Annotated in this window: 18 protein-coding genes; 12 read left to right on the top strand and 6 right to left on the bottom strand. The window is 39.6% G+C overall.

Annotated features, from left to right (window positions below):
• Positions 1–44: 44 nt before the first annotated feature.
• Entirely contained in the window at positions 45–869 is an 825-nt protein-coding gene (locus tag B4Z47_RS17190; protein WP_070568657.1) for a helix-turn-helix domain-containing protein, read from the bottom strand.
• Between the two features lie 213 nt (positions 870–1082).
• Here B4Z47_RS17190 and B4Z47_RS17185 point away from each other — a divergent pair, with 213 nt between their 5' ends.
• Positions 1083–1895, top strand: a complete 813-nt coding sequence (locus tag B4Z47_RS17185; RefSeq protein WP_236560168.1) for a class I SAM-dependent methyltransferase — start codon at positions 1083–1085, stop codon at positions 1893–1895.
• Positions 1896–1922: 27 nt separating this feature from the next.
• Here the strand turns inward: B4Z47_RS17185 and B4Z47_RS17180 are convergent, their stop codons facing one another.
• A complete protein-coding gene (locus B4Z47_RS17180; RefSeq protein ID WP_115048105.1) occupies positions 1923–2321 on the bottom strand; it encodes a DUF1801 domain-containing protein in 399 nt (132 codons plus the stop codon).
• A gap of 276 nt (positions 2322–2597) precedes the next feature.
• Here B4Z47_RS17180 and B4Z47_RS17175 point away from each other — a divergent pair, with 276 nt between their 5' ends.
• From B4Z47_RS17175 to B4Z47_RS17165, 3 genes are all read left to right on the top strand, one after another.
• Positions 2598–4685, top strand: a complete 2088-nt coding sequence (locus tag B4Z47_RS17175) for a DUF7594 domain-containing protein (protein ID WP_115048107.1) — start codon at positions 2598–2600, stop codon at positions 4683–4685.
• A gap of 311 nt (positions 4686–4996) precedes the next feature.
• Positions 4997–6118, top strand: a complete 1122-nt coding sequence (locus B4Z47_RS17170) for a vWA domain-containing protein (protein ID WP_115048109.1) — start codon at positions 4997–4999, stop codon at positions 6116–6118.
• A gap of 6 nt (positions 6119–6124) precedes the next feature.
• The gene (locus B4Z47_RS17165) at positions 6125–7591 is read left to right on the top strand and encodes a sigma 54-interacting transcriptional regulator (protein ID WP_115048110.1); all 1467 of its coding nucleotides are present in this window, start codon (positions 6125–6127) and stop codon (positions 7589–7591) included.
• A 95-nt stretch (positions 7592–7686) separates the two neighbouring features.
• Here B4Z47_RS17165 and B4Z47_RS17160 read toward each other — a convergent pair whose 3' ends face one another.
• The gene (locus tag B4Z47_RS17160; protein ID WP_115048112.1) at positions 7687–8409 is read right to left on the bottom strand and encodes a DUF3667 domain-containing protein; all 723 of its coding nucleotides are present in this window, start codon (positions 8407–8409) and stop codon (positions 7687–7689) included.
• A 315-nt stretch (positions 8410–8724) separates the two neighbouring features.
• Between B4Z47_RS17160 and B4Z47_RS17155 the strand changes: the two genes are divergently transcribed.
• The 8 genes from B4Z47_RS17155 to B4Z47_RS17120 all read left to right on the top strand — a co-directional run bounded on the left by B4Z47_RS17155 (position 8725) and on the right by B4Z47_RS17120 (position 16765).
• A complete protein-coding gene (locus tag B4Z47_RS17155) occupies positions 8725–9141 on the top strand; it encodes a MarR family winged helix-turn-helix transcriptional regulator (RefSeq protein ID WP_115048114.1) in 417 nt (138 codons plus the stop codon).
• A gap of 17 nt (positions 9142–9158) precedes the next feature.
• A complete protein-coding gene (locus B4Z47_RS17150; protein WP_115048116.1) occupies positions 9159–9503 on the top strand; it encodes a GIY-YIG nuclease family protein in 345 nt (114 codons plus the stop codon).
• A gap of 1 nt (position 9504) precedes the next feature.
• Complete coding sequence (locus tag B4Z47_RS17145) at positions 9505–9930, top strand: DUF1330 domain-containing protein (protein ID WP_070568634.1); 426 nt, start codon at positions 9505–9507, stop codon at positions 9928–9930.
• 252 nt (positions 9931–10182) lie between these two features.
• Positions 10183–12123, top strand: a complete 1941-nt coding sequence (locus tag B4Z47_RS17140) for a family 43 glycosylhydrolase (protein WP_115048118.1) — start codon at positions 10183–10185, stop codon at positions 12121–12123.
• A gap of 442 nt (positions 12124–12565) precedes the next feature.
• On the top strand, positions 12566–14446 hold the full coding sequence (locus B4Z47_RS17135) for an MGH1-like glycoside hydrolase domain-containing protein (RefSeq protein ID WP_115048120.1): 1881 nt from the start codon (positions 12566–12568) through the stop codon (positions 14444–14446).
• Positions 14447–14588: 142 nt separating this feature from the next.
• Positions 14589–15443, top strand: a complete 855-nt coding sequence (locus B4Z47_RS17130) for an AraC family transcriptional regulator (protein ID WP_115048122.1) — start codon at positions 14589–14591, stop codon at positions 15441–15443.
• A gap of 259 nt (positions 15444–15702) precedes the next feature.
• On the top strand, positions 15703–16086 hold the full coding sequence (locus tag B4Z47_RS17125; RefSeq protein WP_201303512.1) for a hypothetical protein: 384 nt from the start codon (positions 15703–15705) through the stop codon (positions 16084–16086).
• 325 nt (positions 16087–16411) lie between these two features.
• Positions 16412–16765 carry a YtxH domain-containing protein gene (locus B4Z47_RS17120; protein WP_115048125.1) on the top strand — a complete coding sequence of 118 codons (354 nt, stop codon included), beginning with the start codon at positions 16412–16414 and terminating at the stop codon, positions 16763–16765.
• A 205-nt stretch (positions 16766–16970) separates the two neighbouring features.
• On the opposite strand, the gene B4Z47_RS17115 is transcribed toward B4Z47_RS17120, so the two are convergent.
• The 3 genes from B4Z47_RS17115 to B4Z47_RS17105 all read right to left on the bottom strand — a co-directional run bounded on the left by B4Z47_RS17115 (position 16971) and on the right by B4Z47_RS17105 (position 20876).
• Complete coding sequence (locus B4Z47_RS17115) at positions 16971–17132, bottom strand: NAD-dependent epimerase/dehydratase family protein (RefSeq protein WP_115048126.1); 162 nt, start codon at positions 17130–17132, stop codon at positions 16971–16973.
• A 196-nt stretch (positions 17133–17328) separates the two neighbouring features.
• Positions 17329–19134 carry an ABC transporter ATP-binding protein gene (locus B4Z47_RS17110; RefSeq protein ID WP_115048128.1) on the bottom strand — a complete coding sequence of 602 codons (1806 nt, stop codon included), beginning with the start codon at positions 19132–19134 and terminating at the stop codon, positions 17329–17331.
• On the bottom strand, positions 19134–20876 hold the full coding sequence (locus B4Z47_RS17105; RefSeq protein WP_115048130.1) for an ABC transporter ATP-binding protein: 1743 nt from the start codon (positions 20874–20876) through the stop codon (positions 19134–19136). Before B4Z47_RS17105 ends, B4Z47_RS17110 begins: the two co-directional genes overlap by 1 nt.
• Positions 20877–20887: the final 11 nt, after the last annotated feature.

The following is a 20887-nucleotide window of genomic DNA, read 5'->3' as shown; positions in this document are numbered from 1 at the left end:
GTTACTGTTTAATAAAATAGTGTGATTGTATTTTTGTAAACCTGCTAAATAAAAATCCATTTTATTTGGTCCCGTTCAAGATCAGCTATTTTGGAAAAGAAAATTTTTGGTGTAAACCCTGTTAATTTTTTAAAATCTCTGATCATGTGGGACTGATCGAAATAATCCAGGTTATAAGACAGACCTATTTTGTTGCCATCTTCGAGGTGACTTTGAATCGCAGCTCGAAATCTAATGATTTTTTTGAATTGGGAAGGTGTTTTACAGATATGTTGATCGAATTGCTTATTTATGGTTGTTCTCGATTTTCCTGTTTTTAGCGAAAGTTCTGACATCGATTGATTGAGGTTACTTGTATCTAGCATTTCGGTGATTATGTTTTCGAGCAATGCATTTTCAAATAGCCAAAATTTTGATATCCAATACTCTTCTAAGGCCCTGATTCGCTTGTCTTGTTTATCAATGGAAAGGATAGATGCCATCGCGTTTTTATAATCCAAGTGCGGATTAAAATCGGGAAATGTTCCGCTGTTATAATAGCTTAAATCATTGGGTATAAAAGCATTTATCCCAAGAGGTTTGAAGTAAGTGGTAATTTCATTTATTTTTCCCTCATAACTCACTAAAACAGGTTCATTAAAATTGCATACAAGGTTTGTTTCTATCGAATTGGACGGACAATGCTTCGTAATGACCTCATTTGGGCTTACCTTAGTTTTGGTCTGCTCACTTATCGTCACTATGGTGTAAATGCTCGGAAACGTAAAATATGCCGTCGCTTTTTCTTCGTGAGTTTTCTCAAGTACATAGAAGCATTCAATATATTTTTTTAGAAGTAAGCTCTTTGGTCTATATATTTTTATCGTCATTTATTCTTCATGTAAATAGGTGTTATTCATACATCATCTTTTTAAACTTGGATGTATTGGATAATCGATTTAAATATAGAGAACCTTTATGATAATTTTTACCGAGCTTAATTTCTTAAAACACTTATTTTTAAATTGGGGAAAAGATGAATCCGATAGCATTCAGTTTTTAGCGTACTTTAGTCGGTAATTAACCGTTTAATAAAAAACCAAATGAACGATTTGAATCCAGAAGAAAATTACATCGCAATAAACAAACACTCGTGGAATAATAGAACAGATACACATCTAAAATCAGACTTTTACAATCTAGCAGGATTTTTAAAAGGGGAGACTTCGCTAAATTCAATCGAATTGGCCTTATTGGGTGATATCAGCGGAAAAAAAATATTACACCTACAATGTCATTTCGGACAGGATACAATTTCTTTGAGTAGACTTGGTGCCAAAGTTACTGGTGTTGATCTATCCGACAAGGCGATTGAAAGTGCCCGAGAAATTGCGAAAGAAACGAATGCAGATGTACAGTTTATCTGTTGTGATTTGTATGAGCTTGAGAATCATCTTGACGGACAATTTGATCTGGTCTTTACCAGCTATGGAACGATTACTTGGTTACCGGATTTAGATAAATGGGGGAAAATAATTTCACGTTTCTTGAAACCGAAAGGGAAGTTTGTTTTTGTCGAGTTTCATCCAGTTGTTTGGATGTTCGATGATAATTTTGACAAAATTGGCTATAATTATTTTAATGTTGCTCCAATTGTTGAAACCGAGCAGGGAACCTATGCCGATAAAGATGCAGCTATTTCGCAGTCCTATGTTACCTGGAATCATAGTATGAGTGAGGTCGTTGGAGCTTTACTTCATCATGGGCTAAACATTCAAGACCTGAACGAATTTGACTATTCACCTTATCCCATTTTTAAAAACATGACAGAACTAGATCCTAAAAAATTCAGAATAGCCCATTTGGGAAATAAAATTCCGATGGTCTATGCTATTGTTGCGCGTAAAAGTGAATAAATAGAATGCTGGGAATTGACCAGGTACTTATTTCTTTTTCAAATAACGATTTATCATGGGGCTAAAATCTATTTTGGATGAAGCCTCAATATGTTCTGCCAATACGGATGCGGGAAATTCATCCAATGTTTTGAAATTAATACAACCTTTTTGAAATTTGGCCGTGGGTAATTTTAATTTTAGTTCTTCCATCAATTCGGGGTTAGTATAGATAACCAAGGAATGGAACGAAATGTAATTCTTTGCGACTGTTAGCCCGTATTTAAATACGCCCTGTTCATTAAAGCTAATTGCATTAGGGTTTGACATGAATTTTCCGAAGCTCTCAGAGACGGTATTGTCATTTTCTGTTATCGCTTTCCGGAATTGACGGATGACCTCTTGCTCCGTTTCCGAAAGTGTATTGATATACTGATCTATTTCCATAATATCGTATTGTTCTTAAGGGCTGTAGTTATTAGCTAAAAGTATCAAATTTTCTTCTATATCGATGTAGGTCAGCATAAAAAGATGCATTGATTTATCTTGGTTACATGTTGACCTGCCTTTAAAATTTTACCCCTCTTTATTTCAGATTTTACCCCCTGTGGTTGGCAAGTTATTTATAATTTAATGTTATTAATCAAATTATACAATTCGTATTCGTTGGAATAAGGAATACGTCTGCAAGAATTATAACATTTATAAACTAAAAACAGCATTATGAGAAAATTTATGATGGTGATTTCTATTGGAATCATTGGGCTATTGAGCTGCCAAAAGTCTGTTCAACTAGATTCTCCGACATCACTAAAAACAAAAGCGAAGGTAAATCTAGCAAGTATAGGTAATACTTACTATATAGATCCCAGCGGAAACGATGATAGCACAGGAACGAGCACAACTGCAGCATGGAGAACGCTGGCCAAAATTAATACCTCGGTTTTTGGCCCTGGTGATCGTATTTTGTTCAAGAGTGGTGGCGTATGGAATGACACGTTGCATATGAAAAATTCGGGAACGGCTGAAGCTCCTATTATTATAGATAAATATGGCGGCGATGTTCGTCCGATTATCAACGGTGGTGGAAAGAGAAACGGATCAAATGCACTATACCTCAATAGGGTGTCTTATTTTGAGGTAAATAACCTCGAACTGACAAATACAATCCCAAGCGGAACAAGTTATGCTGCTACGGGGATCCGCGTGGTTGGAGGCAGTTCTGCAGGAACAGCAATTAGCAATGTCTCCGTTAGAAATTGTTATGTTCACGACGTCAATGGTGCGATCGATGGACAGACCAATTATAACAAAAGCTCTGGCGGGATTATCTTAGACGGTAAAATATACGGTGCTTTGGTACAAAGTTGCCACGTAGCCAATTGTTCCGTTGAAGGGATAAGGACCACTGGCGATAGGGCTATGGCAGCAAGATCAAAAGATATTATTATTGATAACAATTTGATTGAATATATCTACGGCGACGGAATCGTTATGTCCGGCGTGACGGGAGGAAGTAAAATCACACACAATACGGTCTATAAGGCATGTATGAACACAGGCTCTGAAAACTATGCGGGTATTTGGACAATTGGTAGCTTGAATACGCTGGTGGCTTATAATGAAGTTTACGGTATGACAGGCGGGGGCGCTAACGATGGAGTCGCGTTCGATGCCGATGGCTACGATACCAATTCAGTAACCGATGGAGATATTTTCGAATACAATTATTCGCATGATAACAACGGCGGATTTATGCTTTTTATGAACCAGTCTAAGAATATTAAAGTTCGCTATAACGTTTCTGTTAACGATATCGGTACAACACGGTTAAAAAAGCTCTTTTTGATCGAAAAAACGACATACGATTCCCGTGAGATTTATAATAATGTATTCTATATCAAAAATCCAACCGCCAGCCTGTTTAACGTCATGAATGGCGTAAGTTCAGGAAAGCCTTATGCAACATTTTCAAATAATATTTTTTACACGACCTCGACCATTAGTAGTTTGTCTACCCAAGCCGATAACGGACTGAAGTTTAACAATAATTGTTTATTCCCGTCGAGTACATTTACGTCATTGAACTGGGGAACTACCGTACGGAACAACAATTTCTATGAAGATCCGGTATTTGTCAATCCAATCGGTGGAAACGGCCTTGACGCTGCAAAAGGTTATGATGTCGGTTCCAGTTCGGCCGCCCTTAATGCTGGTTTATTTATAAGTAACAATGGGGGCGAGGACTTCGCTGGAAACGTGCTGCCATTGGGTAATCCAGACGTTGGAGCGTTTCAGCATGCTGTTGTAGCCAATGCCGGAAGCTCTCTTGCCGATGCCTATGTCCGCAACGGTACCTATGCAAGTACAAATTATGGAACTACAACTGACCTTGTCATCAAATCCGACGCTACATCTTACGCACGTAAAGCATATACTAAATTTGATATTTCGATGATTACTAAACCTAAAGTGAGTTCGGCAAAATTAAAAATGTATGTTGCAGGAGTGAATACAGCACCACAACGTACTATTAATATTTATACAACCTCCACGACATCTTGGTTGGAAAATAGCATTAATTGGAACAATGCACCAATGGATACTGTACTTGTCGGTAAAATTCCTATTTCTGGGATAGGTTTACAGACCATCGACGTCACTTCGGCCATTAACAGATTGCTGACCGGCACTGATCGTAAAGCATCCTTTCTATTTTTAAATACAGCTGCGACCTCTTCTACAAATGATATGTCTTTTAGTAGTAGGGAAGCTGCCGCCAATAAACCGACTTTGGAACTGCTTTATTAAGCTGGTACTTATTCAGGTAATTCTATCCTATTTGTGGAATAACCAAATCAAGAAGTCGCAGAGAATACCAATTCTCTGTGGCTTTTTACGCTTTCCCAATAGCGCTTTATGCTATCACCCAAAAAATCGGGCTAAGTAAACAAGACTGCTATTAATTATAGTGTACATTATTTTTTATGCGTCATACTATAGCCAGTTTTTGAAGTTAAATGGACATACGGTGCTCACAAAAATTATTATTTCGTAAATTCATACTATGAAGCATCCGATACAGGAGTTGGATAGCTTCTTCATACTAATAAGAGGAATGCATGAAAAGCACGAAACGAAGGAAAGGTTTTCTTTTCAAACAATATGAAGAGCCGTTTCAAACGCCTTTTGATAAATTATTTGACATTTTCAAAGAACTGATTACCCATACCTCTGGTGATTTTGATGAAGCCATTGACTGGCTTAGGCAATTGGATAAAGAGTTCAAACTGACGACGCCAGCCTATACGATAGACGATTTCATTGCGGATCTGAAGAATAAAGGTTATATCAGGGAAAAAGTGGAGTTTGGTGGTGAAGGTGGCGTAGATATTACCTCAAAGCTGGAGAAAGCTTTGCGTCAGCATGCCTTGGACCAGATATTTGGGAAAATGAGGAAAGGGAAATCAGGCAATCATAAAACCAATCACCAGGGACGGAGTGACGAAAATATGGGCGATTTCAGAAACTATCAGTACGGAGATAGCCTGGAGAAAATAGTTTTGACAGAGAGCTTGAAAAACGCACAGATCAATCATGGGATAGGTGAGTTTGTCTTATCCGAAAATGATCTCGTCGTAGAAGATACACAGTTTAAGTCACAGATGAGTACAGTGTTGATGATCGATATCAGCCACAGTATGATTTTATACGGCGAGGATCGGATCACTCCTGCAAAAAAAGTGGCGATGGCTTTATCAGAACTTATTTTGACTCGTTACCCGAAAGACTCACTTGACGTCATTGTTTTCGGAAACGATGCATGGCCTATCGCGATAAAAGACCTTCCTTATTTGCAAGTTGGACCATTTCATACCAATACCGTCGCGGGCTTAAAGCTAGCGATGGACTTGCTAAGGCGAAAACGGCATGCGAATAAGCAAATTTTTATGATAACCGACGGGAAACCGAGCTGTTTAAATATGCCGGACGGCACTTACTATAAGAATCCTATGGGTTTGGATCCTTTTATCACCAGCAAATGCTATAGTATGGCTGCGCAGGCTCGAAAGTTGGGAATACCAATTACAACCTTTATGATTGCTTCGGATCCTTATCTACAGCAATTTGTCGACGAGTTTACAGCTTCAAATCAAGGGAAGGCTTATTACACGGGACTTGGGGATCTAGGTGAAATGATCTTTGAGGATTACGAAGAAAATCGAAAAAAAAGAATACGATAAGAATATATGGATTACACGAAGATTACAACATTTGGTGCATTAAAAACTTCGGGTTATAAACCTAAAACAATAAAAGAAGAATTGCGTCAGAATCTGATTACAAAAATAAAGACGGGTGAAACCGTGTTCAATGGGGTACATGGTTATGAAGATACCGTAATTCCAGAACTTGAAAGAGCAATACTTTCCAAACACAACATTAATTTCTTGGGCCTTCGCGGTCAGGCGAAAACACGTCTCGCTAGGCTCATGGTCAACTTATTGGATGAATATGTGCCTGTGGTTCAAGGTTCAGAGATTAATGATGATCCGTTTGACCCCATATCGCGTTATGCGATAGAGTTGCTGAAGGAGAAAGGCGACGATACACCGATAAGATGGCTTGGTAGAGGTGATCGTTTTGTGGAGAAACTGGCTACGCCTGATGTGACAGTAGCTGATTTGATCGGTGATGTAGATCCCATCAAAGCCGCAAATTTAAAACTGAGCTATGCAGACGATCGGGTGATTCATTTTGGTATGATTCCTCGGGCAAACCGTTCTATATTTGTCATTAATGAGCTACCTGATCTTCAAGCTAGAATCCAGGTAGCCCTCTTCAATATATTACAGGAGGGAGATATTCAGATCCGCGGTTTTAAGTTACGCTTGCCGTTAGATGTACAATTTATATTCACAGCGAATCCGGAGGATTATACCAATAGAGGAAGTATTGTGACGCCGCTGAAAGATCGCATTGGATCGCAGATACTTACACATTACCCCGCATCGGTTGAGATAGCAAAGGCAATTACTGCGCAGGAGGCGAACTTGGAAGTGGCCCAGAAGGAGCAGATATATGTCCCGGAGCTGGCTAGGGAATTGATTGAGCAGATAAGCTTTGAAGCACGAAATAGTGAATATGTTGATGGAAAGAGCGGCGTGAGTGCGCGTATGAGCATTACAGCATTTCAAAACTTATTAAGTACCGCTGAATTACGCATGCTCCGAAGTGGGGAACAAGCAACAGCAGTACGGCTGAGTGATTTTATGGGTATTGTGCCTGCGATAACCGGCAAAGTTGAGCTCGTTTATGAAGGCGAGCAAGAAGGAGCGGGTGTCGTTGCAGTGCAGCTGATAGAAAACGCGATTAAAAGCCTTTTCCCGATTTTATTCCCAAAAATTGAGAAACTGGAAAGAGAAAACGAGCGTTATCCCTACGATGATATTGTTCGTTGGTTTTCGGAATCAGAAGGAATCGAATTATCTGATGAACTCAACGATTTGGCGTACGGGCAGGTTTTGGATCAAGTGAAGCCTATCCATGCTTTAATTCAGCAATACCAACCGGAAACGAAACCCGAAGATCTCCATTTTCTGACTGAATTCGTTTTATGGGGACTTACCCTCAACAATAAATTAAGTAAATATAGACTGGGGTCCGGCCTTCAGTTTCAAGATAATTTTCAGGGATATCTGAGAAATAATCTGTAACAGGCAACGAGTAATAGGATGGGTAAGTTTACAGCGCAAACTTACCCATCATGTTATTTTAAAAGGTTTCACAAGGACGGAAAAAGGAGGATAACCTATCTTTTCATTAAAATTAAGTCTATCGATAGACCAATAATAACGACGACAACAGTAAATGACAGATAACCTAAAATATAAACAGCGAGCGCTTTTAAATAACTGGGTATTTTGTAGGGGTCGAAAAATTGTCCAATAGCCCAAACGCTATATACCATAGCGACGATGCTAGCCTGTACCATAACACCTGTATGTGTTACACCTTCAACTAATGCAAAAATAGTATAGATCAACATCGTGATTCCCAAAATAAAACACAGCAGGATAACAATTTCAAAAAAATTAAAACCGTATTTATTAAAAAATAGTTTCGCCCAAAAAGCGATAAACAATCCTATCATGATATTGGCGTAACCATAGTGATCCTGGATCCAGAGGTATATCGAACCCGTAGTAGAATGTTGGGATTCGTAATAGCTCACATATTTGTCGTTTACATGAAAAAAATGGCTTACTACAGAGTATATCAGCGAGGTGATGATGATAAAAATAATGGGTTTTACCAGGCGACTCCTGTTCTCGGCAATATATTTTTTTACATTTTTTCCGGGTGTAGTAATGAGTTCACGAATCGTGTACAAGATGCCGCGCTCGAAATGAAGGACATGCTCAATCTCGTGGACGATATAATGCGCATCAATTCTTTTAAGGACCGCTGGCTGTCCGCATTTCGGACAGAAATTCAGCGTTATATCTGTCCCACAGTTTTTGCAATTTGTCATATTTATACTATGCTATAGGTAATAAATTTGTTAATATTTGAGGATTCTTTCCTTTCCATGTTCTGAAAATCGTTGGCTTTAGCCCCCTGTCGATTAGAATTTGTCCAAAAATATTATAGATTATGTCAATCAAGGCTACACCTAAGTGTAGTTTTATACCAACCAACTTCTCTCGTAAGGAAAATAGATTTATTGCGCTGTCGTGCGCGCTGTTGGCAGAATCTTTTATTCTATTCGGCCATTTAAATAAAACTGTTATATTTGCATAATACTTGACTACTCAAGTATTATGCAAATAACAAGAACAATAATATTATGAACGCGATTAATACGATTCTGAACATTGTAAAAGTTCAATCTGTCATCACCAAAAAGTTTGATGGGTTGAGCTTGCATGGACTAAGTCTGACAGACTTTATGATCCTACATATTTTAAGCCAGGTTCCCGGTAACCGGCTACGGCGAATTGATCTGGCTGAAAGTACCGGTTTAACAGCCTCAGGAATTACACGGATTATTTCCCCCATGGAAAAGATGGGGCTTGTTGTAAAAGAGCACAATGATAGAGATGCCCGGGTCAGTTATGTGAAGCTTACGGCGGCTGGTGATCGAATTTTAAAGGAGGCGACTGTTACAGCTGAGCACATCGCCAATAAGCTATTGGACGGAATGGCCGTAACAGATCTCCTTATTTTTGCTGCGCAATTGAAGTCATTGGGCGGAGATTTATAATTTTAATTTAAAAACACATGAACAAAATAGATAAAAAGCAATTGAAAGCCGAATTCTTGGACAGTAAACCATTGATGGGAGTGTTAACAATTTACAATAGGGCCGAAAATAAAACATATATCGCAGATAGCCTGAATTTAACGGCTCTTTCCAACAGAATCAGATTTATGTTAAACATGGGGCAATTTGACAATAAAAATTTACAGGCGGATTGGAACCAATTGGGCGAGGGAAATTTCCTGTTTGAAAATGCAGTTATTATTCCATTTGAAAACGACAAAATCATTGATTATAAAAGAGTCGTACATCATGCTGCAACTGAGTTGAAGAGTAAAGTGAGTGAAACAACAAGTATCTATTGATATGGCAAGAAAGACGTATTTGTATCCGAGTTATGAAGCCGGAAGGAATCTGGCATTGAAAAATATCCAAGGCCCCATTGTCAATCTCAATTTAATTCAGTTGAGGAAAATCGCGGACTATACTAATTTTCCGGAGATTGCGCCAATCAAAGAAATTTCGGGATACGATGCTTTCATGAATTATATAAAGCTAGCCAAACCTTTTGTGGAAGAAAGCGGCGGTGAGCTACTTTTTGTTGGGCATGGTGACCAGTTTCTGATAGGCCCCGATCAGGAGCAGTGGGATATTTGTCTGCTGATCAAACAGCGAAGTGTGTCCGATTTTTTTTCATTTGAACAAAATCCAGCGTATATGAAGATTATAGGGCATCGTACTGCAGCAATCTTGGATTCAAGACTTTTACCTCTGGAAAATGTCCCGTTTTAAACGGTACTTACCATAAAAATATCGCCTATTTAAATAATAAATGTATATTTGACATTAATAAAAGTAAACCTCGTATCGTATTCTTCTACAGCTTCGTGGAAAAGTGTTTTTGAGCAAATTTAAATTTGTGTTGAATATCCCTTCGATCAAGATAATTTGGAATTTGTGCATTAAATAATCCATTGTTAAGGTGTAATAAAGAAGGTTTACTTGGCAAATGAGCATTTAGAAAAACCTAAAAATTGATCAAACATGAAACTAAAACAAATAGGGGTATTGAGTATTGCATTAATGAGTTTTACCAATGTCATAGCGCAAAAAATATACAATGCAGATAAGGCGGCGGGTTATCTTTTTGCATATTTTGAAGGTTCGGGGGATAAAAATACACAAGAGCAATTGCGATTTGCAGTCAGTCAGGATGCGCAAAACTGGGTTGCATTAAATAACAATAAACCTATTTTGTCATCGGCGGATATATCCCAAACGGGAGGGATTCGTGATCCGCACATCCTTAGGGGAGAGGACAAAAAGTCATTTTATATGGTCGCAACTGATATGTTTACGATAAAGAATGGGTGGGGAAGTAATCCGGGTATTATTTTGATGCGATCTGATAATCTGACGGACTGGAAACACAATACTGTTGACCTGGCAAAGTTATACCCTAAAAAATTTAAGAACGTAAAATGGGTATGGGCACCACAGACGATCTACGATCCGGCTGAAAAAAAATACCTGGTGTATTTTACGGTGAAATCGCATGAGAATGATAAACTTGATTTTTACGGGGCCTATGCGAATAAAGATTTTAGTGGCTTTGAAAAGGAACCTACTTTATTGTTCAGTCCAAAATTTGGCGGTATTGATGGCGACATTGTCTATAAAGATGGGCTATATCATTTTTTCTTTAAGGGTAATACAAAAGATGGTGCCGGAAAAGAAGTAAAAAATGGAATTCAGCAGGCGACAAGTAAATCCTTAAAAGGACCATGGAGAGAAGACTTTCGGTATCTCGATGCCTACGCAGACACGTCTGTTGTTGTCGAAGGATCTAGCCTTTTTAAGTTGAATGGAACAAACGATTATATCTTGATGTACGATTTGTATGCGAATGGAAGATACGAATTTCAGCGCACAGATGATCTCTTTAATTTCTCTTCAAAACCTGAACCTTTTCATAAGAATTTTAATCCGCGACATGGAAGTGTGATTTCAATCAGCAAGGAAGAGTCTCGTCTTCTGAACAATAAATGGGGCGGTGCACCTGGTGAATTGCTAGCTCCTGTGGCTGCGGATGACCGGTATCATTTTACCGCAAAGGGAAATCCGATTATTAAGCATCATTTTACGGCCGATCCGGCAGCATTAGTTAAGGGGGATACACTTTGGTTGTATGCAGGTCATGACTTTGCAGGAGGTCAGAAAGGCTATAAGATGAAAGACTGGATCGTTTATTCTACAACGGATTTAAAAAATTGGACGGAATATCCCGTGTCTTTGCGCATAAGTGATTTTACCTGGGCAAAAAGCGGCGATGCATTTGCGGGACATGTTACCGAACGTAATGGAAAATATTACTGGTACATCAGTTCCAATTGGTCCGGAATAGGTGTCGCTGTAGCAGACAGACCCGAAGGTCCCTTTAGCGATGCATTGGGAAAACCCTTATTGACCAACAAAGACTGTTTTGCTTCTTCCCATTCCTGGGCCTGTATCGATCCAGCTGTTTTTATTGATGATGATGGTCAAGCCTGGATTTTCTGGGGCAACCGCGAGTGTTACTATGCAAAGCTCAAAGAAAATATGGTTGAGATTGATGGCGAAATAAAACAGGTGAATTTTGAAGGACTAGCTTTTACGGAAGCACCATGGGTTCACAAGCGCAATGGAAAATACTATTTGAGTTATGCCACGGAATTTCCGGAGAAGATCGCTTATGCCATGGCCGATAAGATCGAAGGTCCCTATATCTATAAAGGAATTCTGAATGAAATAGCAGGCAACAGCAATACGAACCATCAAGCAATTGTCCCTTTTAAAAACCAATGGTATTTCATTTACCATAATGGGGGAATTAATCCAGATGGAGGCAGTTTTAGCCGTTCGATATGCATAGACACCCTAAATTACCGTCCAGATGGTACAATCCATAAAATTAAAATGACAACGGAAGGACCTACCGGAGACTAAGCATGAAAAAGCCGGCGAGCAAGTTAAAGTGGCTGCCGTAGAAGGTGGGGTAAAGACCGGTTTAATAAATTAAAAATGTGGAACGACAGCGTCGTTCCACAAAATGTTTTTCAGTGTAGTATTGTAGGATTCTTTTTACAGTATTCTTATCGAATCAATTCAGAAATTTAAAATGATGAGATAGGCATCTCCATTCATTTCGGCAATTACTTCTCTTGAGTCAAGTTTACTTATGGAACAAATGTAGCTTAGAACAGCAGTAGAAAGAATATGAAAAAGATACTTTTTTATGTGAAAATGGGAATATTTGAGTTTTATATAAATACGGTTGTTGCAATATCATACATTGTATCAATTTTACGTCGATTTGTTCCACCATGCTTAATTGTCATAAAAATTCTGTTGATTAGGTCTTTGTTCCAGTTCTATTCCATACAACCATATGAAAAGACAACATCGTTCCGTTTTTTTAAATTCTATTGTTTTAAGCAGCACAGCCTTTTTGGTTCTAGGTGCTCTTTTTTCCTGTTCGAGTAACCGGGGATTTTCTGGGAAGCAGGAGTCGATATATCAGCTTGAACTTGATCGTTTAAAGGAAGTGGCGAAAAATAATCTAACAGATAATATAAAGGAGTTTAATGCTTTCGAGCACCGGCCAAAATCGGACGGAGCTTTTGACGAATCCAACAACAAAGACTTTTTGGTCAATAATATTCCGTATTTTGAGAGTTCCAATGATACCCTAAATCGCGTGTATAATTATCGTTGGTGGATGATCAGCAAGCACCTTCGGGATTATTACGATCCACATGATTCAAAGAAATATTGGGTTATAACAGAATTTTTCGGGTATCCCGCCTGGGGATCCTTGAGTGGAGCGATTACCTGCCCAACAGCGCATCAGTTTTACGATGTACGTTGGCTTCGTGATCCAAAATACCTTCGATCTTATGCCGAATATTTTATGCTTGGATCAGCTTCCAAATTAAATCAACGGGAAAACGGTAATTTTTTGACCCATTTGAGCAGGCCCGAAAGTGTTCATTTTTCCAGCTGGATGGTCGATGGTATTGAATCATTTTTAAAAATTCATCCCGATCAGGCCTGGACGCAAAAGATGCTTCCCGCAATGGAGAACCATCAGCACCTTTTGGATAGCCTATTCACTGTGAAAAATCCCGATGCGAAGACCAACGGCATGTACAAAATTCTGGATCTGTACGATGGTATGGAATTCAGCCTTTCGGCGGTGCTTGGCTTGATTGAGAGTAAAGGGCCCTATGCTATTTATACCGATAGTACATGGAGGGATCTTTATTTAGGTTGGGGGACGACAGAAAAGGCTGCAAATACGACTGCGGCGAAAGACTTTCCATTGGCCTTTACCAAAGGTTATCCTGATTTTTATCTGGTGCGCCCATCCGTTGGAAGCTATTCCTTTGGGAATACCAACGCATTGTACAATCTCTATAGACAGGAAGAGCAACATCATCCTTCGATTAAGAATAAGGCGAAAGCAGATTACTATAAATTCAGAAGCCAGGAAATACAGCGGAAATTTCTCAGGACACTTTGGAATGCAGATGATGGTTTTTTTTATACCTTGACAGCCGGAGACAATGCCTATGGTGTACGGGATTACGAAGCGCGGGTGCGGGAATCCATTGGTTATACCCCGTGGTATTTCAATATGATACCGCGTGAGGATAATAAAAAGTATGAGGTAGCTTGGGCGATGTTTACTTCCGAAAAAGGTTTCAATAACCATAAAGGAATGACCACGGCCGAAAGACAACATCCCTATTATAATGAGCAGGCTTATGCCTGGAACGGCAGAGGATGGCCTTTTCAAAACTCAGTCGTCTATAAAGCATACAGCAACTATTTAAGAAATTATAAAAATCAAATCACTGCGCAGGACAAAGAGACCCTGTACGAACAAATTATGAAGCTTACACGGCTCCACGGTTATGCCCACCCAAATATCGGTGAATGGTATATACCAAGTGATGGTCAGCAATTTGGCGGGCAGAATGATTATTTTCATTCAACCTATCCAGACATGATCATAGCAGATCTCATTGGATTTAAGGCATCCCATTACAACAGCTTTCAGGTTCAGCCGCTGATACCTGCTGGCAAAATGGATTATTTTTACCTCGGAAACTTAGCCTATCACGGGAAAACAATAGACATTGTCTGGAAAGAAGACTGGGATCAAAACAAACCTGGAAAACAGTCTATGTTATGTGTTTGGGTAGATCATGTTTTAAAGGCAAGCAGCAAAGATCTTGGTGTTAAAATAGACGTAAATTTAGACTAATATTAACAGGTGTTTAACGAATTTAAAATACATCGATTGGAAGAATCTATTTTAACGGAATTTTAAAAAATAAGACTCGATTGCACAACTGTCATTTTAATTATACGGAACTCAATCGTTAAATTTGAGAAATTGAGCGGCAATGGTAAATGATTACAAAAAATATGAGCTATTTGGAAGACCGATGATGCAAAAAATTGCATTGAAGGCACCATTTACGTTTGAATTTCCAGTAGCGGAACAGGCTTGCTTCCTCTATGTGCTGGAAGGGGAGATGCAATACCAGGCAAATGACGAAGAGCTAACTATTGCGAAGCATTATTCCTTATTGCTGAATTGTATTAATTCTGGAAAACGAATCCACGATGTGAATCCAACGCGTGATTGTCAGCTGTTAATCGTCACTTTTTATCCAGATACCTTGAAGAAAGTTTACGATAGAGAGTTGCCCTCGTTGCTGCTTGAACCCGAAAATACCATTTCAAACCAATCAAAAGAAAAAATTGACAATAATTTTCTGATCCAGAAATATGTGGAAGGCTTGCTGTTTTATTTTGAAAATCCTTCATTGATCAATGAAGATATACTGGTGCTCAAATTAAAAGAAATTATATTGCTCCTGTCCCAAACGAGAAACGCGTCGGTCATACGGGTGATATTATCACAGCTTTTTTCTTCAAGTACCTATTCTTTTAAACAGATCATTGAAGCCAATCTCTTTTCCCAATTGACCATTGAGCAGCTTGCGGAACAGAATAATCTGAGTGTTTCTTCATTTAAAAGAGAGTTTGCCAAATTATATCAGGATACACCTGCCAGTTATATCAAAAATAAGAAGCTCGAAAAGGCGGCAGAGCTCCTTTTAGTTTCCGATCAGCGTGTTTCCGAAATTGCCTTTAACTGTGGATTTAACGACCTCGCAACATTTACAAAGAGTTTTAGTGACAAATACCACATATCGCCAACAAATTATCGTCGACAGCTTAAAAGCAACTAAAAATCAATGGTGACTTGTATATAGTATTCCATTTTGATCGAGGGGACCAAGTTTTCTCCAATAAGATTGTAGTCCTGTTTTTTGAACTAAAACATCAAATCTTTGAACGAAATCAAAAAACCATTTTCCTTATTCTATTGCAACTTTGTAGTGTTTCATTAAAGGGTAGTTATTCCATGGACTGTACCGTGAAAGCGTGACAACGACCTTACATTACAGGAACATTTATTTGAAATTATCAACGTTAAAAATAGAAAAAATGAATTTATCAGGTTTAGGAGTTTTCCACACAGTTATTGGTCTTACAGCACTTTTAGGCGCTGTATTAGGATTTATCAGCTATGGTAAGATCAATCTTACAGTATTATCGGGGAAGTTATATTTTTATGCGACAGCCATCACTTCTCTTACGGCATTAGGAATTTCGAAACAGGGCGGCTTCAATGCTGGACATGTTTTTTCACTCTTCATCTTGGTTCTTGTCACGGTAGCCTATTGGCTGCACGCAACGAAGAAAAGTAGTACGAAGTCTCAGTATTTTGAGAATTTTCTATGGTCATTTAGTTTCTTCTTGTCGCTGGTGCCTACTGTTAATGAGACCTTTACCAGAGTTCCGGTCGGACATCCCTGGCAAAGGATATAAATGATCCAATTATTGGACAGACCCTTCTTGTCCTCTTTGTGCTTTTTATTATTGCGGTCATTTTTCAATACTTCAAACAAAAGAAAATTAACACTGAATTGGGGTCAGAACTAAAAAATCGAATCCAGTAGATCTATTTGATCCGGGCCGTTCCCGAACGATCATCTTTAGCGCTTTTCGATTCATGTGATGCTGTAATCTAGTTGTACACTATTTAAAATATGACAAACTAATCTTTTGCTTTTTTTGTTTGGTCTTGTAGAAGTTTAACAACATAATCATTTTGAAATATATGCTTAATTACGATTGTCTAAAGAATTTAAAGATGTGCAATGGAAAAAATAATTCAACGGGATTACTTCTCGCAATGGTGGCGGGAGCAGCAGTTGGTACATTGGTCGGTCTATTAGTGGCACCGAATAGTGGAAAAAAAACGCGGAAAAAAATCAAGGAAAAAACAAGAGACCTCAATGAACAGGCAAAACACACATTCGAAGAAGTAGCCGATAAAGTGAAAGAAGAGTATGATCATGTGTCATCCTCGATTAGCGAAACAGCAGGCCATGTGGCTGATAAGGTCTCAAATGAATTTGATAAGTATAAAGATCAAATAAGTGAAAAGACCGCCGAAGAAACTAAAGCGATTAAAGATACAATTAAAGATCAAAAAGGAAAATAATCTTTGTTGTTTCAAACAGCAGACCGGATAATAGCTATTGCTTGGTCTGCTGTTTATTTTTTGATCTCCGCCCCTAAAATTATAATGTCCATACCTAGATGGACCGTTTTACTGAATCCAACGGCCATTCGATGGTCACGGTTAGCTTTCACTAACTTAGTGAAAGCCCGCTCGAAATTCCAGGGGCGAAAGTTTGGTTTTTGTTTTAAACAAGATCGCCACGGATTACCTGAGCACCTAAATTGGTGATTATTTCTGCTGATTTTTCTGAGCGTGCTAAACCAGATACTTGATGTCCCGCATCGATCATTTCTTGAACAACTGCTGAACCTATGAAGCCCGAAGCTCCAGTTATAAATACTTTCATAATCTTTTTTTTCTTGAGACAAAGTTCTGTGTAAAGTTGACGGCAGATGTATCCAAATGTCAGAGTGTTGTAGCCATCTTTCAGAAAATCGATGATCTCGCATTTTGCAAGCCGCCGTACTTTTCAAAAAAGATCTTCTGCCAAGAAATAAATACAGTATTCACGAAATAAGCAGGGTGTTAAAGCTTCGGGATGATCAGTCGAACTGTCCCATATACAAACGATAGTATTTACCTTTTTGCTTTAGCAATTCTGTATGCGAACCGAACTCGGCGATTCTCCCTTTTTCGATCAGACAGATGACGTCGGCATTCTTGATGGTCGAGAGTCTATGGGCAATGACGAAGCTTGTTTTGTTTTGCATTAACCGGTCAATACCTTCCTGAATAGCGATTTCAGTTCGTGTATCGATCGAGCTGGTCGCTTCATCCAATATTAAGATTGGCGTATTGGCAATAGTTGCCCGGGCGATGTTAATTAACTGCCGTTGTCCCTGACTCAGATTGGCTCCATCATTGGTCAATTCGGTTTTATACCCTTGTGGCAATTGCATGATAAAGCTATCCGCTGCGGCAAGCTTCGCTGCCGCTATCACTTCATCATCTGTTGCGCTGAGCCGGCCATACCGGATGTTTTCCATAACCGTATCGGTAAACAAATGGGTGTCCTGAAATACAATAGATAGTTTTTTACGCAGTTCATTGCGATCCAGCTTAAAAATCGATGTCTTATCTAGCAGAATATCCCCGGATAGCAAAGGGTAGAAGCGAGGCAGCAAATTGATAATTGTCGACTTACCGGCACCAGTTTCACCCACAAAAGCGATCTTTTGACCTGGTTTTACGTCGATGTCGATATCAAATAAAACCTGTTTTTCCGGTACATAACCAAAATTTACATGCGATAGTGTCACTTGGCCCTGCACCGGGGCCGGCATTGCCTGCGGATCGACCGTTTCACTTTCAGGAGCCGTGTCAATAACGGCAAAAATACGTTCTGCGCCCGCCAACGCTGCCTGTAGGCTATTGTATTGGCTAGAAATCTCATTGACAGGCCGTCCAAATTGCCGTGCATACTGTAAAAATGCAGTTAATCCCCCTAAATCGAATCCACGTGTGATCACTAGAATACCACCTGCGATGGTAGTCAGCGCGTAGTTAATGGTGCTCATATTCGCCATCAAAGGCATCATCATGCCAGAATAAAACTGTGCCTTTGTTGCTTTTTCCCGGAGCACTTGATTAAGCTGTTCAAATTGTTCGATGGCGGCGTTTTCGTGCCCGAAGACCTTCACCACTTTTTGTCCGCTGATCATTTCCTCTACATAGCCATTGGCATTGCCGAGTGCAGCTTGGTTGGCGGCAAAAAAACGCTTGCTTTTGTTGATGATCAGTTTCGCTAGATATAACATCAGTGGGATCATGATCAATGCAATAATAGATAGGATAGGGCTGATATATACCATGAGCGCGAGTGTTCCCAGCAAGGTAATTGAGCTGATTAAAAGCTGTGTAATGCTATTATTTAGGGCGTCGCTTACGGTATCCATGTCATTGGTGAAGCGACTCATCAGATCACCATGTTGATGGGTATCGTAAAACTGCAAAGGTAGGTACTGCATGCGGTCGAACAGCTCATTTCGGAGGTTGGAAATCGTTTTCTGTGCAACTTTTATGGTCAGCCGGTATTGCAACATGTTGAAAATTCCTGTAGCGATATAAATTCCGATCATGACGAGGGCGATATGTCCTAGACCAACAATATCTTTTTTAAGTACATAATTGTTGATTGCAGGCCGTAAAAGGTAGTTGCCCGCTAGTGTTCCCGCAGTTCCCAGCAAAAGTGAAATTAAAATCAGCAGGAGCATCAGCCGTTGCGAAGACAGGTAGCGCATCAATCGCCATAGAGCCCTAAATCCCTGTTGAGGCTTTTCATTTTTAATGCGTCTTGAACTTCCGGGACCGGGTAAACTCACGGGGATGGATTTGTTTGAGGTACTCATTAGGCTTCTTCTTTTTGCAGGTGTTGGGACTGATAAATTTCCTGATAGATGGTATTTGTTTGCAGAAGTACCTCGTGTGATCCGGAACCGACAATGCGGCCTTCTTCCATGACCAATATCTGGTCGGCGTGCATGACGCTTGAAATACGCTGTGCAATAATCAATTGTGTGGTATCCTGCAGATAATTTTTTAAACCTTCACGTATTTTCCGGTCGGTGTCGATGTCCACAGCACTTGTACTGTCGTCCATAATTAAGATTTTAGGTTTCTTCAATAAAGCCCTGGCAATACATATGCGTTGTTTTTGTCCTCCCGAAACATTGACGCCTCCTTGTCCTAGTAGCGTGTGATATCCGGCGGGGAAGGAGCGTATAAAATCGTCTGCACAGGCAGTCCTGGCAGCAGCATAAATATCCTCATCCGTTGCCTGCTCATTTCCCCATTTGAGATTTTCTAAAATAGTTCCTGAAAAAAGTTGATTTTGCTGCAAGACAATCGCAATCTCGCTGCGCAGTTCCTGTAGTTGGTAATTTCTGACATCGATGCCATCGACCAACACGCTACCTTCAGACACATCATACAGTCGTGGGATTAATTGTACCAACGTGCTCTTTCCGGAACCTGTGCCACCTATGATAGCTAAGGTACTCGCAGGCTTCACGTCGAAGCTAATGTTGTCGAGGTTGGGTTTCGCACTTTGTTTGTTGTACCGAAAAGTGACTTGCTGAAAGGCGATCCGTCCTGCTGTGATAGCGTATCTGTTTTGGAGACCTTCCACCGTATCCGATAAGGAAGGCTGTTTCTCTAAAACTTCTTCAATTCTATCACCCGAAGCGATTGCCCTTGAAATCATCATGAAAGTCAATGAGAGCAACATCAAAGAAATAAGGATCTGCGTGATATAACTTAGAAAGGACATCAGTCCACCAAGCGCAAGCGTTCCGGTCATTACTTTCTGTCCGCCAAACCAGGTCACGGCAACAAGCGACAAGCCCATCACCAATTGCATAACAGGCATAATAAGGACAACGATGCTTGAAGCTTTGGTCGCAACATCCATCAGGTCGAAATTGACTTTGTCGAATTTCTTTTTCTCAAAATCCTGGCGGACAAAAGCTTTTACCACCCGCACATTGAGTAGATTTTCCTGCACAACACTATTGACACGATCGACCGCCTGCTGCATCTTGATAAAAAAGGGGAGCCCTTTGCGTAATAATATGAAAATGCTTAAGGCTAATATAGGCAACGCAATGGCCATTACGATCGACAGATCCTTATTTATAGAAACCGCAAAGATAATGGCAAAAACCATCATAAGGGGTGCCCTTAGGAGCATACGCAAGCACATCATCATGACTTGCTGCATCATATTGGTGTCGTTGGTGAGCCGCGTAGTAAGCGACGCCGAACTGAAATAATCGGTATCCGCAAAAGCAAAAGATTGTATTTTTCGAAACAGGGCAGTCCGGAGATTCGTCGCAAAACCCACAGATGCATGTGCAGAGTAATAGATGTTGCACAAATTGGCAACGATGGCAACGATGGCTAACCCGATCATGGCCAATCCAATTTTCAAAATGTAGTTGATATCTTTATGCAAGATTCCGTCATCGACAATAATAGACATTAGACGAGGTTGTACAATTTCGCAAAACACATCAATTACAACGAAAAAGGGAATAATCAAAAAAGCCTTTCTAAATGACTTGGTATAAGGGGTAAACGTGGAAAGCTTCATCTACTTGTATA

The organism is Sphingobacterium sp. UBA2610, from assembly GCF_002339225.1.
Lineage (GTDB): Bacteria > Bacteroidota > Bacteroidia > Sphingobacteriales > Sphingobacteriaceae > Sphingobacterium > Sphingobacterium multivorum.
This window is presented reverse-complemented; position numbering and strand designations above follow the sequence as displayed.

Excerpts from the sequence above, each read along its gene's own strand:
- B4Z47_RS17190 (WP_070568657.1), bottom strand. The coding sequence starts at position 869 with ATGACGATAAAAATATATAGACCAAAGAGCTTACTTCTAAAAAAATAT.
- B4Z47_RS17185 (WP_236560168.1), top strand. The coding sequence starts at position 1,083 with ATGAACGATTTGAATCCAGAAGAAAATTACATCGCAATAAACAAACAC.
- B4Z47_RS17180 (WP_115048105.1), bottom strand. The coding sequence starts at position 2,321 with ATGGAAATAGATCAGTATATCAATACACTTTCGGAAACGGAGCAAGAG.
- B4Z47_RS17175 (WP_115048107.1), top strand. The coding sequence starts at position 2,598 with ATGAGAAAATTTATGATGGTGATTTCTATTGGAATCATTGGGCTATTG.
- B4Z47_RS17170 (WP_115048109.1), top strand. The coding sequence starts at position 4,997 with ATGAAAAGCACGAAACGAAGGAAAGGTTTTCTTTTCAAACAATATGAA.
- B4Z47_RS17165 (WP_115048110.1), top strand. The coding sequence starts at position 6,125 with ATGGATTACACGAAGATTACAACATTTGGTGCATTAAAAACTTCGGGT.
- B4Z47_RS17160 (WP_115048112.1), bottom strand. The coding sequence starts at position 8,409 with ATGACAAATTGCAAAAACTGTGGGACAGATATAACGCTGAATTTCTGT.
- B4Z47_RS17155 (WP_115048114.1), top strand. The coding sequence starts at position 8,725 with ATGAACGCGATTAATACGATTCTGAACATTGTAAAAGTTCAATCTGTC.
- B4Z47_RS17150 (WP_115048116.1), top strand. The coding sequence starts at position 9,159 with ATGAACAAAATAGATAAAAAGCAATTGAAAGCCGAATTCTTGGACAGT.
- B4Z47_RS17145 (WP_070568634.1), top strand. The coding sequence starts at position 9,505 with ATGGCAAGAAAGACGTATTTGTATCCGAGTTATGAAGCCGGAAGGAAT.
- B4Z47_RS17140 (WP_115048118.1), top strand. The coding sequence starts at position 10,183 with ATGAAACTAAAACAAATAGGGGTATTGAGTATTGCATTAATGAGTTTT.
- B4Z47_RS17135 (WP_115048120.1), top strand. The coding sequence starts at position 12,566 with ATGAAAAGACAACATCGTTCCGTTTTTTTAAATTCTATTGTTTTAAGC.
- B4Z47_RS17130 (WP_115048122.1), top strand. The coding sequence starts at position 14,589 with ATGGTAAATGATTACAAAAAATATGAGCTATTTGGAAGACCGATGATG.
- B4Z47_RS17125 (WP_201303512.1), top strand. The coding sequence starts at position 15,703 with ATGAATTTATCAGGTTTAGGAGTTTTCCACACAGTTATTGGTCTTACA.
- B4Z47_RS17120 (WP_115048125.1), top strand. The coding sequence starts at position 16,412 with ATGTGCAATGGAAAAAATAATTCAACGGGATTACTTCTCGCAATGGTG.
- B4Z47_RS17115 (WP_115048126.1), bottom strand. The coding sequence starts at position 17,132 with ATGAAAGTATTTATAACTGGAGCTTCGGGCTTCATAGGTTCAGCAGTT.
- B4Z47_RS17110 (WP_115048128.1), bottom strand. The coding sequence starts at position 19,134 with ATGAGTACCTCAAACAAATCCATCCCCGTGAGTTTACCCGGTCCCGGA.
- B4Z47_RS17105 (WP_115048130.1), bottom strand. The coding sequence starts at position 20,876 with ATGAAGCTTTCCACGTTTACCCCTTATACCAAGTCATTTAGAAAGGCT.